General features: G+C 33.4%; 16 protein-coding genes. 5 read left to right on the top strand and 11 right to left on the bottom strand.

Features of this window, described 5'->3' with window-relative positions:
• Window position 1: 1 nt before the first annotated feature.
• Window positions 2-1,930, bottom strand: coding sequence for a T9SS-dependent choice-of-anchor J family protein (locus tag BUA46_RS13470; RefSeq protein WP_019388365.1), 1,929 nt, complete (start codon window positions 1,928-1,930; stop codon window positions 2-4).
• A gap of 153 nt (window positions 1,931-2,083) precedes the next feature.
• Complete coding sequence (locus BUA46_RS13465; RefSeq protein ID WP_019388364.1) at window positions 2,084-3,001, bottom strand: T9SS type A sorting domain-containing protein; 918 nt, start codon at window positions 2,999-3,001, stop codon at window positions 2,084-2,086.
• Window positions 3,002-3,114: 113 nt separating this feature from the next.
• Here BUA46_RS13465 and BUA46_RS13460 point away from each other — a divergent pair, with 113 nt between their 5' ends.
• The 5 genes from BUA46_RS13460 (at window position 3,115) to guaB (ending at window position 8,150) form a co-directional block, all read left to right on the top strand.
• The gene (locus BUA46_RS13460; RefSeq protein ID WP_019388363.1) at window positions 3,115-3,978 is read left to right on the top strand and encodes a hydroxymethylglutaryl-CoA lyase; all 864 of its coding nucleotides are present in this window, start codon (window positions 3,115-3,117) and stop codon (window positions 3,976-3,978) included.
• Between the two features lie 201 nt (window positions 3,979-4,179).
• Complete coding sequence (locus BUA46_RS13455; protein ID WP_026010113.1) at window positions 4,180-5,358, top strand: porin family protein; 1,179 nt, start codon at window positions 4,180-4,182, stop codon at window positions 5,356-5,358.
• Window positions 5,359-5,569: 211 nt separating this feature from the next.
• On the top strand, window positions 5,570-6,097 hold the full coding sequence (locus tag BUA46_RS13450) for an FMN-binding protein (RefSeq protein ID WP_019388361.1): 528 nt from the start codon (window positions 5,570-5,572) through the stop codon (window positions 6,095-6,097).
• Window positions 6,098-6,586: a hypothetical protein gene (locus BUA46_RS13445; RefSeq protein ID WP_019388360.1), complete on the top strand. Its 489-nt coding sequence runs from the start codon at window positions 6,098-6,100 to the stop codon at window positions 6,584-6,586.
• Between the two features lie 91 nt (window positions 6,587-6,677).
• Window positions 6,678-8,150, top strand: coding sequence for an IMP dehydrogenase (guaB, locus tag BUA46_RS13440; protein WP_019388359.1), 1,473 nt, complete (start codon window positions 6,678-6,680; stop codon window positions 8,148-8,150).
• Window positions 8,151-8,256: 106 nt separating this feature from the next.
• On the opposite strand, the gene BUA46_RS13435 is transcribed toward guaB, so the two are convergent.
• The 9 genes from BUA46_RS13435 to BUA46_RS13395 all read right to left on the bottom strand — a co-directional run bounded on the left by BUA46_RS13435 (window position 8,257) and on the right by BUA46_RS13395 (window position 16,529).
• Window positions 8,257-8,724, bottom strand: a complete 468-nt coding sequence (locus BUA46_RS13435; RefSeq protein WP_019388358.1) for a hypothetical protein — start codon at window positions 8,722-8,724, stop codon at window positions 8,257-8,259.
• A 124-nt stretch (window positions 8,725-8,848) separates the two neighbouring features.
• A complete protein-coding gene (locus tag BUA46_RS13430) occupies window positions 8,849-11,107 on the bottom strand; it encodes a TonB-dependent receptor (protein ID WP_019388357.1) in 2,259 nt (752 codons plus the stop codon).
• A 68-nt stretch (window positions 11,108-11,175) separates the two neighbouring features.
• Entirely contained in the window at window positions 11,176-11,508 is a 333-nt protein-coding gene (locus tag BUA46_RS13425; RefSeq protein WP_019388356.1) for a hypothetical protein, read from the bottom strand.
• Window positions 11,508-11,810 (bottom strand): DUF6787 family protein, encoded by a 303-nt coding sequence (locus BUA46_RS13420; protein ID WP_019388355.1) that lies wholly within the window; start codon window positions 11,808-11,810, stop codon window positions 11,508-11,510. The genes BUA46_RS13425 and BUA46_RS13420 overlap by 1 nt, the downstream gene beginning before the upstream one ends.
• 35 nt (window positions 11,811-11,845) lie before the next feature.
• On the bottom strand, window positions 11,846-12,286 hold the full coding sequence (locus BUA46_RS13415) for a DUF6146 family protein (protein WP_026010112.1): 441 nt from the start codon (window positions 12,284-12,286) through the stop codon (window positions 11,846-11,848).
• 206 nt (window positions 12,287-12,492) lie between these two features.
• Window positions 12,493-13,131: a DUF937 domain-containing protein gene (locus BUA46_RS13410; protein WP_019388353.1), complete on the bottom strand. Its 639-nt coding sequence runs from the start codon at window positions 13,129-13,131 to the stop codon at window positions 12,493-12,495.
• A 118-nt stretch (window positions 13,132-13,249) separates the two neighbouring features.
• Window positions 13,250-14,200, bottom strand: a complete 951-nt coding sequence (locus BUA46_RS13405; protein WP_019388352.1) for a D-2-hydroxyacid dehydrogenase — start codon at window positions 14,198-14,200, stop codon at window positions 13,250-13,252.
• Between the two features lie 128 nt (window positions 14,201-14,328).
• Entirely contained in the window at window positions 14,329-15,393 is a 1,065-nt protein-coding gene (gene serC, locus BUA46_RS13400) for a 3-phosphoserine/phosphohydroxythreonine transaminase (protein ID WP_019388351.1), read from the bottom strand.
• A 74-nt stretch (window positions 15,394-15,467) separates the two neighbouring features.
• Entirely contained in the window at window positions 15,468-16,529 is a 1,062-nt protein-coding gene (locus BUA46_RS13395; protein ID WP_019388350.1) for an acyl-CoA reductase, read from the bottom strand.
• Window positions 16,530-16,536: the final 7 nt, after the last annotated feature.

The following is a 16,536-nucleotide window of genomic DNA, read 5'->3' as shown; positions in this document are numbered from 1 at the left end:
CTTATTTAATAATTTTCTTAACCACTCTATTTTTACCATTAGTTAAAGTAAGCAAATAGGTTCCTGAAGATAATTTACTCAGATCAATAGGGCTTTCTGTAATGGTGCCAGATAAAAATGGTTGTCCAACTAGATTAGTAACTATATAGGTAGAAACATTGTCTAAATCATTGTTTTTAATATAGAGTAATCCTTCTCGAATAGGATTCGGATACACATTGTAGATATTATCGGAAATGGCAGTATGAATAGTTTTAACTAAAATATTATCAATGGCAATATCGCCTTTCCAACCAGAGCCTCTAACAGCTCTAAATCGAACTTTTATTGTTTGATTTGCATAAGCCGATAAGTCAATGGTTTTTGTTTTAAAATCTTCTTCTGGAGTATTCTGTTGACTTCCTATAAAAGGTGGGATAACATCTAAGTTATAGCCAGTATCAGTTTTGATATCTACATGAAGTTCGCCAACATCTTTTCCATACATATGATATGAAAATTCCAATTCGCTATTTTGATACTTCACATCTATACATGGTGAAATCAATTCAGTAATATCTCCTACGCTTGCACCAGATGCTTCAGCATAGATATAGGTGTTCAATTCACTTTCAGACTTTTTATAATAATTTATAGGCCCAGTTTCATTTGATTGAGTATTACCGTAATTCGTGTACCAATTATAACCATGTCCGGTAACATCACGACTAGTCCAACCATGTTGGTCGAGTAAATTGAATTCCTCAAAATCTTCATCTAAAAGATCTGTAAAAGTTCCTACTTTAATAAAGTTTACAAACTTTTTACTTATAGTTCTCGACTTAATTGATACGGTAAGAATAACATCATAAATACCTGTTTCAAACGTGTGAGAAGGATTCTGTGTGTTGTAATCAATAATACCATCACCATCAATATCCCATTGCCAATCGGTAACATTATCATTTAAACTTTCAAAATTCACTGTTAAATAGTCGTCGCATGTTTCACTTTCATTAACTGCAATATTCGCATTGAATGAAGGACAAGACAAATAACTCTTGGTAGTCATATAAAACGCATACATTCTAGCCAATTGTTGTTCAGAAAAATATTGTCTACATTCTTTTCTTGAATAAGACATCATGTTTCTTGTATCTGGATGGTAAGCATCACCATTAGCATCAATAGCTGAACCTGTGTAGTTACATGAATCATCAACAGATGAATAGCTTAAAGTAGGATCTGCAGGTGTATCGCAAATACCATCACCATCTGTATCACAATTGCTACCATCAACTAACTCGGTTGTTCCATTATTATCTGCTCCATGAGTATGTAATAAAGAGAAAAAATGACCTATTTCATGAGGTAATGAAGAAGCATTAGTTGCACAACTATTTCTCATGACCACAAAATCGTTTCTTCCAACGTTGTCACTATAACCGCAAATGGCTTCACTAGATTCATTCTCAATGTAGTCTGTAAAATAAAGATTTAATAACCCAGGTACATAGTTACTCTCGATAATATCTTTTTCGTTTCCTTTTTTAAAGTGACATAAATTATCGTCATCAATATATTGAACACCATCACACAAGAAAAATTCTAGGTAGGCATCTTTATAGATTTCATTTAGATTTGAAATTGCATGATTCAAATCGTTCATATCCAATCCTCCTGATCCATCTGAATTTCTTACAATATATGCCTTAACTGGTATCGCATTTAAAACTTGGTAAGGCACCGTGCCTTTTGCAGATTTAGACACAAGAAAATCATCCTCATATTTTTTTAATTGAGGCTTAATATTTTTGTAAAAATCTAAGGTTTTTGTGGATGTTGTATTACCGCAATTAATCGCTTCACTATTTTGAGAAAATAGGCTTACAGACGTCGATAAAATTACCGAAAGTACTAAAAGAGTTAATCTATAGGTTAAAATATTCATTTGGGGTAAAAACATTTACTAGTAAATGTATCTGGAAATGTATTGTAACCGTAATAAAAACGTTAAAATGTTAAAATTATCGATAATTTAACATTTACGCTCAGATATTTGAAGATTTGTTAAGAAATTCGGTGCTTTTAAGGTATTTTATATTTATTCAATAACAAGCTTTTTAGTAAGGCTCGCTCCAGAGTCATCTAAAACAGATAAAAGATAAATACCGCTATTCAGTTCGGATAAATTAAGATTAATTTTCGACGTATTTTGCTTTATTGAAATTTGCTTGACAAGAGTACCCAAAACGTTATAAATTTCTATAGATTTAATGCTAAGGTTTTGAATATTTGCAATGCTGATTTGCCCTTTAGAAGGGTTAGGAAATATCTTTAGGTTTTCGATTGTATTGCCCGTATTAGAACTTAAAGTTGAAGAATTATATGTAAAGGTCATAGTTCCCATCCTTTTCCCATTTATTGGAGTTCCAGTAATCATAGATATAGGCATTCTAGGATTACTAGCAGAATTGCTCGATTCGTAATCGGTTCCATCATCAGTGCCTGAATCATATGCAAACATATCAATAGTATAAGTCGATTTCCAACCATTATTTACAGCGTTGTTTCCAGATCTTAAATTTTCACTATTTACAGCTATAAACCAGTCAGGACTGGGAGCAACCATAGAAACTAATGTTACGTATGGAAATAACTCACTAATTGTTACATTTACTTCAGCTATACTACCTTCAGCTTGACGCGGTGAAAATCCATCTTGTAAATACTGATCAGCATCTGAATTGGCTGCTATTTCATTTTGAAAATTTATGGTGTTACCAGTTTCAGCTATATTTTTGATACCATTTGTCAGTGGTGCGGGAACATTAAACTCCAATATATCATTAGCATTTTTATGTGTTGCTCCTGCTAAAGGCGACCAATGTGGATCGTTTGGTATAGAAGTATGGTCAGTAGCATTCCATATAGTGCTTACTGTTATGGTGTAGTTTGCAGTACTTTGACTAAAAGCAAAAGAGCATAATAAAAAAGAAAATAATAAAGTAATGTTTTTCATAACAAAGGCGATAAATGGATTAGTTTCGGATTAGATGGGTCGGGAATTAAGATTAGAACTTACATTCTTAAAAATAATAGTATTTTTAACCTCTGAATTTCGTTTGAGTAACCATGTCAAAACCCATAAAAATTATTGAATGTCCGCGTGATGCTATGCAAGGAATAAAGCAATTTATTCCAACAGCGCAGAAGGTGCAATACATTCAGTCTTTATTACGCGTTGATTTTGATACGATAGACTTTGGGAGTTTTGTATCACCAAAAGCTATTCCTCAAATGGTTGATACGGCAGAGGTATTATCACAATTAGATTTAAGTAAAACGAAGAGCAAACTTTTAGCGATTATTGCCAATACTCGTGGAGCAGAAGATGCCAGTAAGTACAAGGCCATTAACTATTTAGGTTATCCATTTTCTATTTCAGAAAACTTTCAGATGCGTAATACGCATAAAACTATTGAGCAATCTGTAATTACACTTTCTGAAATTTTAGAAATAGCCAGTAAAACCAATAAAGAAGTAGTTGTTTACATATCTATGGGTTTTGGAAACCCATATGGTGACCCATGGAATGTGGATATTGTAGGCGAGTGGACCGAAAAACTGGCAGGCATGGGTGTAAAGATTTTATCTTTAAGCGATACCGTAGGAACTTCAAACCCAGAAAGTATTGACTATTTGTTTTCTAACTTAATTCCAAAGTATCCGAATATAGAATTTGGAGCACATTTGCATACCACTCCAAGTACATGGTTTGAAAAAATTGACGCTGCTTACAAGGCGGGATGCCATCGTTTTGATGGTGCAATCCAAGGTTTTGGAGGTTGCCCAATGGCAAAAGACGAACTTACAGGTAATATGCCAACCGAAAAATTATTGTCATACTTCACTTCTCAAAAAAACAACCCTTTAAACGCTCTTAGTTTTGAAAGTGCTTATAACGAAGCATCGAAAATTTTCAATCATTTTCATTAATTCTACATTTTCTCCCTAAAATTTAAATGTTAAAATTTGTTTATAATATATTGAATTATAGACGGTTAATTTTGTTCGAAATTCTTTATTTAAATTTAATCTAAATAAACTTTGCGTAAGTAATAATGAGTTTTATATTTGCAGCTTCAAATTAAGTATTATTTATAATAAGTCTAAATAAACAAAATCAATCGACAAAAAATGAAGAAAATAACCCTACTTTTTTCAATCTTAGTGGCATCAATGGTTGGTGCACAAACCTTACAAGATTCAATCACTTTTAACCCACAACAACAATTAAACGCAGCGCAACGTATTTTATCTGGAAACTATGGTAAAGCGGTAACTGTAGGTGCTTATGGAGAGCTAACCTATAACCAACCAGAATCTGCAAATGGCGAGCTGGATGTACAGCGTTTGGTATTACTTTTTGGTTATAAATTTAACGATAAAACACAGTTTGTAACAGAATTAGAAATGGAGCATACTGTTGAGGTTTTCGTAGAACAAGCTTTTGTGAATTATAATGTAGGCCAGAATGTAAGTCTGCGTGGTGGTTTAATGTTAGTTCCTTTTGGCATTATTAATGAGTTTCACGAACCAACAACATTTAACGGTGTAGAACGTCCTTCTGTTGATAACGTTATTATTCCAACCACTTGGAGAGAGTTGGGAGTAGGTGTAACAGGAAGATTTAATGATTTATCTTTAGGTTATCAAGCCTATATATTTAACGGATTTAAATCAACATCTTTTGATGGTTCAGGTGGTGTTAACGGTGCTTTACAAGGCTCTAGTGGATTACGTGGTGGTCGTCAAAAAGCCATTCAATCTACTGTAGATAGTCCAACATTATCTGTTAAATTTGATTACTATGGTATTCCAGGTTTACGATTAGGACTTTCAGGATATTTTGGAGATACGCAAGCAGAAGACGATGTAGAAAATATCGATGGCGCTAATATTGGTATTTCAATGATAGGTTTAGATGCTCGTTATGCTTACCAACGTTTCACAGCTCGTGGTCAGTTTGTACACGGTTCTTTATCAGGAACAGAAGCTTACAACAATTTAACAGGAAATCAATTAGGTAGCGAATTACAAGGTTGGTACCTCGAAGCAGGATACAATTTATTACCACAAGAAAAGGCACAACGTTTATTCGCATTTGCACGTTACGAACAGTACGATACACACGCTAATACGGCAGGTGCTTTGCAACGAAACGATGCGTACAACCGAAACGATTTAACAACTGGTTTAAGCTATCACATTGCTCCGGGTGTTGTTTTAAAAGGCGATTACCAATTTAGAGATAATGCGGTATCTGGCGGCGATGTTGCCAATAGATTAAATTTCGGAATAGGGGTTTGGTTCTAAAATAATTTGAGCGCCTGCTTGCTGGCAGGTAGGTTACCACGAGGGTCGGGCTTTCCATTACTAGTTTTGGCTCAATGCACGCCTCGCCAAAAGCTAACCATTACAATCCCTAACGGACAATTACCAAATAGCTTATTCGTAAAACAAGAAAATACGAATAAGCTGTTTGGATTTTTAAGATTTAAACAATAAAAAGCAATACTTTTGTATTATGAAAATGAAATTTATTTCAATATTAATTTTAGCATTAGTCTTAATGTCTTTTGGTCTGCCCAAAAACATCCAAAAAAAGGTTGATAAAGAAATTGTTAAAACATTCGGTATTGAAACCTTCAATTTTACAGAAGTAAAAATTGCTAAATCAATTTCAAAAGATTTACCTTCAAAATTCGAAGAAAATAACCTCTTTAAAATTGAGGCCGATAACAAACTTTTAGGATACGCCTATTTATCACAAGCACCAAGTAAAACAGCTCTTTATGATTATTTAGTGCTGCTCGATAAAGATTTAATAGTTTTAAAATCAAAAGTACTCATGTATCGCGAAGAGTATGGAGGCGAGATAGGAAGTACACGCTGGTTAAAACAGTTTATAGGTAAAAAAGGTGGCGACCAACTAAAACATGGCGATAATATTATGGCCATTTCTGGGGCAACCATTTCTGTGCGTTCCATGACGAACGCTATGAACGATTTATTAAAATCTATTCAAATACTTCAAAGCCAAAACATTCTGTAAATGCAACTAAACGGATTAATAATTACGCTTCCTAAAGAGATTAAATTGTTAATCGGTGCATTTGTAATCCTATTAAGTATTGGTTTTTATACGGGTTTATTATTTGTAGGCGAAACCTCTTCAGCTAACCCGAACGGTATAGAAGAGCATTATTTAGGAAATGAAGACGATGAAAACGCAGAGGTTATGCGTTTCAAAAAAAGCGATCAAGAAATGCTAACCTTGGTACATAACCATATTTTATCCATGTCCATTATTTTCTTTTTAGTTGGCGGACTTGTTTCAATAACTAAACTCAACAGAAAGCTAAAATTGTTTCTTATTATAGAACCATTCGTTTCAGTACTTTTAACTTTTGGCGGACTATATTTGTTATGGATAGGTGTCCTCTGGATGAAGTATATTGTGATGTTTTCGGGCTTTTTAATGACTATTACATTTACAACTTCAACAGTCATTATTTTTAAACAGTTGTTTAAAAAATCCTAAAAATACTCTTATTAATTTCTTAACAATTAATAGGTGTAAAAATCTATTTTTAAATTGTATATTTGCACGCAATTATAACTGTAATTGCATCATGACTGCACACGAAAACAAAATAGTTGGAGAAGGGTTAACCTACGACGACGTTCTATTAGTTCCAGCCTTTTCAGAAGTACTTCCGCGCGAAGTCAATATTCAAACAAAGTTTACACGAAACATCACCATTAATGTACCAATTATTTCTGCTGCCATGGATACGGTTACAGAAAGCAAAATGGCTATTGCCATGGCTCAAGAAGGTGGTATTGGAGTGCTTCATAAAAATATGTCTATTGAAGCTCAAGCACAAAAGGTAAAAAAGGTAAAACGTGCAGAAAGCGGAATGATTATCGATCCAGTAACTTTACCTCTGACAGCGAAAGTAAAACACGCCAAAAAATATATGTCTGAATATAGTATTGGTGGTATTCCAATCGTTGATGAAGAAGGAACTTTAAAAGGTATTGTAACCAATCGTGATTTACGTTTCGAGCATGATAACAAACGTCCAATTGTTGAGGTCATGACAAGTGAAAATCTGGTTACAGCTGCAGTAGGCACTTCATTACAAGATGCCGAAAAAATTCTTCAACAACATAAAATAGAAAAACTTCTTATTGTTGACGATCATTTTAAACTGTCGGGTTTAATAACCTTTAGAGATATTACTAAGTTAAGTCAGAAACCAAACGCCAATAAAGATAAATATGGGCGTTTACGTGTTGCTGCAGCCATTGGCGTTACAGGCGATGCAGTTGATAGAGCAGAAGCATTGGTTAAAGCTGGTGTTGATGCCGTTGTTATCGATACAGCGCACGGTCATACCAAAGGTGTGGTAAGTGTACTTAAGGAAATTAAAGCTAAATTCCCAAAACTTGATGTCATTGTTGGTAATATAGCCACAGGGGCGGCTGCTAAATATCTAGTTGAAGCAGGAGCTGATGCTGTAAAAGTTGGTATAGGTCCAGGTTCTATTTGTACAACACGTGTTGTTGCAGGAGTTGGGTTTCCTCAGTTTTCTGCGGTGTTGGAAGTTGCTGCGGCCATAAAAGGCTCAGGTGTTCCAGTGATTGCAGATGGTGGTATTCGTTACACAGGTGATATTCCTAAAGCCATTGCCGCAGGAGCGGATACAGTTATGTTAGGTTCCCTTTTAGCAGGAACAAAAGAATCTCCAGGAGAAACTATTATTTACGAAGGCAGAAAGTTTAAATCTTATCGAGGAATGGGTTCTGTTGAAGCCATGAAACAAGGTAGTAAAGACCGCTACTTCCAAGATGTTGAAGATGATATTAAAAAATTAGTACCAGAAGGTATTGTAGGACGTGTTCCATATAAAGGCGATTTATTTGAAAGTATCCACCAGTTTATTGGAGGGTTACGCGCTGGCATGGGCTACTGTGGTGCAAAAGATATAGAGACACTTAAAGAAACAGGACAGTTTGTTAAAATTACGGCAAGTGGTATCAACGAGAGCCACCCACATGATGTAACCATTACAAAGGAATCTCCAAATTATTCTAGGTAGTATTCCTATATTATAGAAAAACAAAAAGCTACACTGTTTAAGTGTAGCTTTTTGTTTTTAAGACTTTCGTTTTACCGTTGTACTTGATGTCTAACAATCAAAATTACTAAGATTCTAAAATTTGAGTAATTAAAGATTTATATTTTAGAATATCTTTTTCAAATTTCTTCTGTATTGCGATCCAAATAACAATTGCTAAAACTATAAGTATGCCTCCAAGAAAATACATAGAAGTATTGTTACTAATTCCTGAAATAATTCCAACTAATAAACCTATTCCTAAAAACATTTGAGTCATGATGATTAGTGTTATTAAAAAGTGCTGATGAAATGAAATTTCTACATTGGTTTTATTTTCTGCATTAGATTTTATTAATTTACCATTAACAACAGTCCAGTTTTGAAATACCATGTACCACGCATATAAAATACGCTTGCGAACTTTAAATGTTACTGAATCACTGTTGTCTTGATTCATATCAAAAACAAATCCTTTAACTGCTCCTAGAGAAGATTCTAATTTCTTACTAATTTCAACTGGATTACTTTTTACTTTAAAACGCCAAGTTTTCATATAAATGTTTTAAATAATTAGTACCTCGTGTTATTACGACATGTTAAACGAAGTTAGTAATTTTTTTCGATAGGTTTGATTTCATAAAATTCGTTTGTATTTATGTTATAATCCATTATCTCTCCTAAAGGTTATAAGTAAACGCAAGACTAATATTTCTACCCATATTAAAAATACCGTCTGGTTTTAATCGAGATAAATGATTAATATAAGTTTTATTAGTTAGGTTAGTTCCAGAAAGACTAAAACTTACTTCGTTTTTAAAAAGGGTTAAATTTCCTCCTAAACCGGCACTAAGCAAATTATAACTTCCGGTTGGAGTTTCAAAAATACTCACATTATTCTGGTTAAAAGTAGAGCGTAAGGTTATAAAAGCATAGCCTTGGTTTATAGAATTATTTTCAAATTCTACTCTAATGGTATTGGTTAAATTATTTGCTGGAATTAATGGTAAATACGCACCATTATCTTGCTTGCCAGTTACCATTGCAAAACTGCTTTCAAAATGAATCCAATCTAGAGGATGTGGATGTAAATGCAATCCAAACTCCCCACCATATAATTTGGCATCTTCTTGAGCATACCTGAAAACGGGGTCTTCATCAATAATCTCGCTGGTAGGAGCTAAAAAAATGTAATCGTTTATGGTATTATAAAACCCGTTGGCAAATAATTCTAAATGTTCATTTTTAAATTCGAATGCCACATCGGTTTGAAAATTTTGTTCGTTATTTAAATCGATGTTTCCAATTTCATACCGATTGGTTCCACCATGAGACCCATCGGATGCTAATTCAGATAAATTAGGCGCTCTAAAACCAGTTGCTAAATTAACTCGTGTTGTTATTGCAGGTGTGATATTTGTTTTAAACCCTAAGGCGCCATTAAAACTGTTGAAGGTTTTGTTGAGACTATTTTCAATATTTAAGTGTCTATTATCATATCGAGCACCTAATTGAATATCGGCTTTATCAAAATGAATATGAGATGTTGCAAATACACCTATATCGTTAGTTGTGGCATTGGGTATTAAGGCTTCTTCACCATAATTAGCATTAACTTGATTCATGCCTTGAACTCCAAAAATAGTTTCAACTTTCCCAAGATTAGGTAGACTATACTTCACATCGTAACTCGCGGTTGAGAGTTTCATATTCAAAGCTGCTTCTAGAATTTCATCTGCTTCATCATGATGCTCTTCTTCTTCGTGTTCATCTTCGTCATGCTCATCTTCGTCATGATGATCTTCATCCTCGTCATGGTGATGCTCTTCAAATTCTTTTCTATTGTTATAAATATACCCTAAACTGATATCTAATTTCGAATCATTAAAAAACAATGTAGATTTTGAACTAAACACATGATTGGTAACTTCTTGGTAGGGCAGAAGTGGCATTCTGTTGGTGTTCTGTATGCCTATGTCTTCAGGAATTCCGAGTTTAGATTGGTTTACGTTATAACGAAATTCTGTTTTAAATGCATTGTTATGGTAGGCTATACCAGCTTTTAAATCTTGTTCTCTAAAACGTGTGTTTGTTACACGGTAATCATTCGTTTTATAATCAGCATGTTCTGCTAAACTTCCTCTAAATAAAAATTTAAATTCATCTCCTGAAACTTTAACACCTGCATTGGTACTGTAACCTTGTGTGTTACTAAAATAGTTACCGCCAAAATCGCCTGAAGACGAATTGGTATTTGCAAAACGCTCTGGGTTTAAATACAAAACGCCACCAAGGGCATCACTTCCATATAACAACGAAGCTGGACCTTTAATAACTTCTACACTTTCAATACCTGTTTCGTTTACGCCTAAACCATGCTCATCGCCATATTGCTGATTTTCTAAGCGAATGCCTTGAGTGTAAACAAGCACTCTGTTTGAACTTAACCCTCTAATAACGGGTTTTCCTATACTTAATCCAGTAGTAATACTTTCTACACCAGCTATATTGGTGATACCTTCTGCAAGCGTTACTGCACCGCTGGATTTTAACTCTTTGACAGATTTTTGTTCCACCTTCATAACATTTTCACTCTGTAGTTTGTGAAAAGGTGTAGAAATGATAATACTTTCCATTTCTATGGCGGTGGGCATTAACTTAATTTCAAATTTGGTTTCTGTTGAGATGTTTATTGAAACTGATTGTGTTTCGTAACCAATCATAGAAAAAATAATTTGATGTTTCCCTGTAGGGATATTTTCAATTTGAAAAACTCCATTTTCATTTGTAACTGTGCCTTTTTCAAGATCGGAAAAATAGATATTTACGAATGATAGTGGTTCTGAGGTTTGAGAGTCTGTAATTTTACCACTAAATGTATTTTGACTGTAAATACTTGTGATTGCTAACAATAGCAATGCGTTTAATAATGATTTCATATAATTTGTTCATTTTATTTAATAAAAAAAATAGCTAAAGCTCTTAAAGTTGAGCTCAGTAAAAATTATTAAACTAATGAAGGAGGACCCCTGAGGGAAAAATGTAAACGTTGATATTTACTTAAAAAGAAGTATTGAGACTCAATAGATGTTGAGATTTTTTTAGGTTGAAAAACCGCAAAATCGACATCGGGAAGGTTAAAATGTGTTGTCAATTGAAATTTTTGAAACTCACAATCTAAATCTATTTTATGAATATGAGTTGTGTTTCCACCAACACATATTTCATGTTCATGATGCTCAAAAACATGGATTAATTTAATAGTAGAAGGTACCATTAATGCTATTACCAACAAAAATGTTAGTAAACGAAAAATGATATGTTCCTTGATACGATGCATTAATCTATAAATCGTTTTAAACCTAATCTACGAAGCATCTTTTTTTCGAAGTTCCAGAAAAATTTATACTGACCAAATAACCACCCAAAAAACACCAGCAAAAATTGGTAAACTATAAAAAGTAAAACGATTCGTAGGGTCCAATAACCGAAACTTGAAAAGGTTTCAGTCGTAATATTTAAAAATGAAAGTATGGGTTTGCCTATGTATGATGCCGTAGAACCTGTAACTGCAAATACTATCAGTATAACGATTATTTGCCAATTATGTTCTATGCCCCAACGGGCTTTTAATTTTTCCAAAGTTGCAATTTTATGCAAAAATAAATAAAATAGATTTAAATTCTAGGAATGAACGGTCCTAATCTCTGATTGTATTTTCTCTGAAAGTATATAAAATAATTGTAAAGCACATAATTAACTTCATAACCATAATCTATACCTTGTTGATAATCAATTTGTAATTCGTATAAATCTGTTCTGTATTGTTGAGGAAGCAAAACACGCTGATTCCATTCCATAACATAAAGATTGTTTCTGTTTTCTAAGAATTCTTGCGAGTAATAACCGCGTTGTTTGGCTATACTAGCAAGCCAAAAATTGAAACCAGGCTCTATAATCATGATTTCATATTCTATGTCGTCATTAGCAATTTTTACAGTATCATTTTGTTTTAAACTTTCCAATTGCTCATCTGTAGATGTTTTTGCCACTTTTTTAGTTGTGTTGCAGCTTACAATAAACATTGAAATGCAAAGGATATAACTTATTTTTTTCATGGCATTTAGGCATTTTTTTTGAATAAATACAGAATTTGTGATTTTAATAAAAGTAAAACTTAAACTAATTCTGTTGTGAGTAAAAAGTATTAGCTTTCTTATTAAATTTACAAAAATCATTCCTTAGTGCGTTCTTTTTAAATGTTTTTAACAAAAAAAAAGCCAACGTAATGTTGACTTTTTTAACTATTTATAGAGATTTGGTATTATTTTCTTCCGAATAAGCCTCCTAGTAATCCACCAAGGCCACCTTTCTTTTTGTTTCCACCTAAAACCATGCCAGCAACATCATCAATAACACTACCATCACCATCAGCATCAAGTATCGATTCTAAAAAGCTTTGTTCTTGTTGAGGGGAATTACCCTTTAATAAACCACCAAGTAATCCATCAATTGCATTTGGACTACTCACATTATTTTGTCTGGTTTGTTTACCTAATACACCCATTAAAATTGGTGCCGCAACTTTTAGTATTTGCGCAACAGAATCAGCGTCCATTCCTGCTTTAGCACCTAAAGTATTCTGTACGTTACGTTGTTTATTACCTAATACATGTCCAAGGATTTTCTCACCGTCGGACATCACATTTTGATCAACACCTCCACTAAAAAGTCCACCTAAATTATCAAGTATACTTCCGTCGTGCTTACTGTTTAAAGCACTTAATAAGCCTTCTGCTCCTTGAGGAGTTGATGCATTACGTCTCATGGCTTGCATTAAAACTGGCAAAGCCATTGTTAAAACATCTTGTGTTTTATTTTGAGGTTGTTTTGTTTGACTAGAAACGCCGTTAATTAATGTTTTTCCTAGGTCACTGTTTAATAAATCTAAAATTCCAGACATGATTTTATAATTGTTATTGATTAATATAATTTGAAAAATTGAAGTTGAATGTACAAAAAAAGCCCCAACTGCTATAGTTAGGACTCATTAATCTTTAATTAGTCACAATTTTATTAATCTATCCTAAGATATTAATAATTTGTGATGCTAATTCTGTACCAATTCTATCTTGTGCTTCATTAGTTGCAGCACCGGTATGAGGTGTTAGAGATAAAGCAGGATTCATTAATAATTGCATTTCTGGTTTAGGTTCTTTTTCAAAAACATCTAAAGCTGCTCTAGCAACTTTCCCGCTTTCAATGGCTTTTACTAATGCAACTTCATTTACCACACCGCCTCGCGCAGCATTAGCTATAATCACACCATCTTTCATCATGTTAAACTCTGCTTCATCAATTACGTAGTCTTTTTGAGCTGGCACATGAAGTGAGATAAAATCTGATTGTTTTAAAACGTCTTCTTTAGAAATTGTTTTAATATTGAAGTTTACTTTTTGACCATCAAAAAATTCTAACTCTAAATCTGCTTCTGCTAAAAACGGATCAAAAGCGACTACTTTCATTCCAACACCAAGTGCTACTTTAGCTGTAGCTTGACCAATACGACCAAACCCTAAAACACCCAAGGTTTTTCCTTTAAGCTCAGTACCTTTTGCATATGCTTTTTTTAGTCCTTTGAAGTTGCTATCTCCTTCTAAAGGCATATCTCTGTTGGAGTTATGTAAAAAACGTGCTAAACCATAAAAGTGCCCGAATACCAATTCAGCAACTGAGTGTGAAGAGGCTGCAGGTGTGTTAATTACTTTTAAACCTTTTTCTCTTGCATATTCAACATCGATGTTATCCATACCAACGCCACCACGGCCAATTATTTTCAAACCTGGACAAGCGTCAATTAAATCTTTTCTTACTGTTGTTGCACTTCTAACTAATAAAACAGCGATGTCTTTTTCGTTTATATAATTAATCAATTGTTCTTGAGCCACTGTGGTTGTGATAACATCGAAACCAGCTTTATCTAAGGCATCAATTCCGCTTTGAGAAATTCCGTCGTTTGCTAATACTTTCATTTTTTATGTTTAATGTTAAAGTTTAAGAGTGTAAAGTTGAAATTACTATTACCTCTGTACTTCAATTTATAATTTGTTTTTATGTCTAAGTAAGCACTATAAATTGAGACTGCTTACTGTAATATTTATTATGCTTTACTTTCTAATTCGCTCATGACTTCTACAAGCGCTTTTACACTATCAATTGGTAATGCATTGTACATTGAAGCTCTGTATCCACCAACACTTCTGTGTCCGTTTACGCCACTAATACCCGCTTCTTTCAGCATAGATTCGAAAGTTTCTTTTAAGTTTTCGTTTTCTAAGGTGAACGTAGCATTCATGTAAGAACGATCTTCTTTAGCAGCGAATCCTTTAAATAATGGGTTCAAATCTATTTCAGAATACATTAAACGCGCTTTCTTTTCATTTTCTTCTTCAACTGCTGCAATACCACCAAGACCTTTTAACCATTCTAAAGTTAACATAGACGTATAAACTGCAAAAACAGGAGGCGTGTTAAGCATACTGCCACTACCAATGTGTTTTTTGTAATCCATGATAGAAGGAATTTTACGAGATACTTTTCCAAGAATATCTTCTTTTACTACCACAAGAGTTGTTCCTGCAGGACCCATATTTTTTTGAGCTCCGGCGTAAATAATACCAAATTGAGAAAAATCTAACTGACGTGAAAATATATCACTACTCATATCGCACACCATAGGTATTGGTGAGTTTGGAAATGATTTTAACTGTGTTCCAACAATGGTATTGTTTGAAGTACAGTGAAAATAATCATAATCTTCAGGAATTGTATAACCTTTAGGGATATAATTAAAGTTAGCATCTTTAGATGAAGCCACTTGATAAATATCATCTAACATTTGGGCTTCTTTTATAGCCTTCTCACTCCATGCACCCGTATTTAAGTATCCAGCTCTTTTTTCCAAAAGATTCATGGCTACCATTAAAAACTGTGTACTAGCACCGCCTTGTAAAAATAATGCTTTATATCCTTTACCTTCTAAACCAAGTAACTCTAAAACTAAAGCTCTTGCTTTTTCCATAATATCAACAAAATCTTTACTTCTGTGTGATATTTCAATTAAAGATAAACCAGTGTTATTATAATCAATTACCGCTTCAGAAGCTTTTAATAAGACTTCTTGTGGTAAAATACTAGGGCCTGCGCTAAAGTTGTGTTTTTTCATTTTGAGTGATAAAAAATTAAGATGCAAAGTTGCTAATTAATTAGGTATTTTGTGTTATTAAATCAATAATTTTTTCAAGAAATTGCTAACAAAAATTCAATAGAATCTACACTATCCGCATAATCCCAAAGTTCTGGTTTTTGAGTGTGTCCAAAAGCAATTTCATTTTCAATAAATCCTCTAGAAACAATACACTGTATTTGATTTTTTTTAGCTTCAAGTTCTGTTTTTAAATTTTCAGTTGAGTCATAATATTCATAAAACAACGTCGCTATTGGAGAAGCAAAACTTTCATCTTCTTTAATCATAAAAAATCCGTTCTCAAGCATATCAAATTCGCTCATTAAATACACCGCTTTATTATAGTCGTAGTTATTGGCATATTTTGCTTTTTCCACAATAGGATGCCAATGATAAATACCTTCAAAAAAGGCATCAAATTTATAGCCTTTTGGCACATAGAGTTTAGAAACATTTCTACAGCCTAATCCGTAATATCTAAATATGTCTTCGGAGAGATTTTTTAAATCCTGCGGTGTTTCATTTCCTGTTAATACAGCAACTGAGTTTCTGTTGTTTCTAATAATAGATGGCTTGTTTTTAAAATAATATTCAAAATATCGTGCTGTATTGTTACTGCCAGTTGCTATTACGGCATCAAAATTTTCAACTTTCGCTTCAGTAAAAGAAATAGCACCATTAAATTTAGGTTCTACATATTCTATATATTTCGCTAAAAAAGGAAGTAAATGTTTATCGTTAGAAGATTGTTTGACTAAGACTTTATGCCCCGTAATAAGTACCGATAGAAAATCGTGAAAACCCACAAGCGGAATATTCCCCGCCATTATTATTGCTACTTGTTTTGGAGACACGTTCTCTATGGCATAAGGATTTAACCAGGCTTCTAAAATAGTTAGGGTTAAAGCATCTGCCCATGATTTTAATGCGAACCTAATATTTTCGGCGGTAAACCACCCATTATGTTCTTGTGCCAGTTTTATCTGGTGTTTAAAGCCATCAAAGAATACCTCGTTGTGTTCAACATTATCTGCTTTTGAGATAACTTCATTAGAAAATTGCCTTAAAAAATCTCCTAATTTTACAAAAGCGTTAATTCTTTCCTGTAATTGCATTCTGAAT

Origin of the sequence: Algibacter luteus (assembly GCF_900141715.1) — a bacterium.
In the GTDB taxonomy this organism is placed as follows: domain Bacteria; phylum Bacteroidota; class Bacteroidia; order Flavobacteriales; family Flavobacteriaceae; genus Arenitalea; species Arenitalea lutea.
The sequence above is the reverse complement of the archived record's forward strand: the minus strand, read 5'-3'. Positions and strand labels throughout refer to the sequence as shown.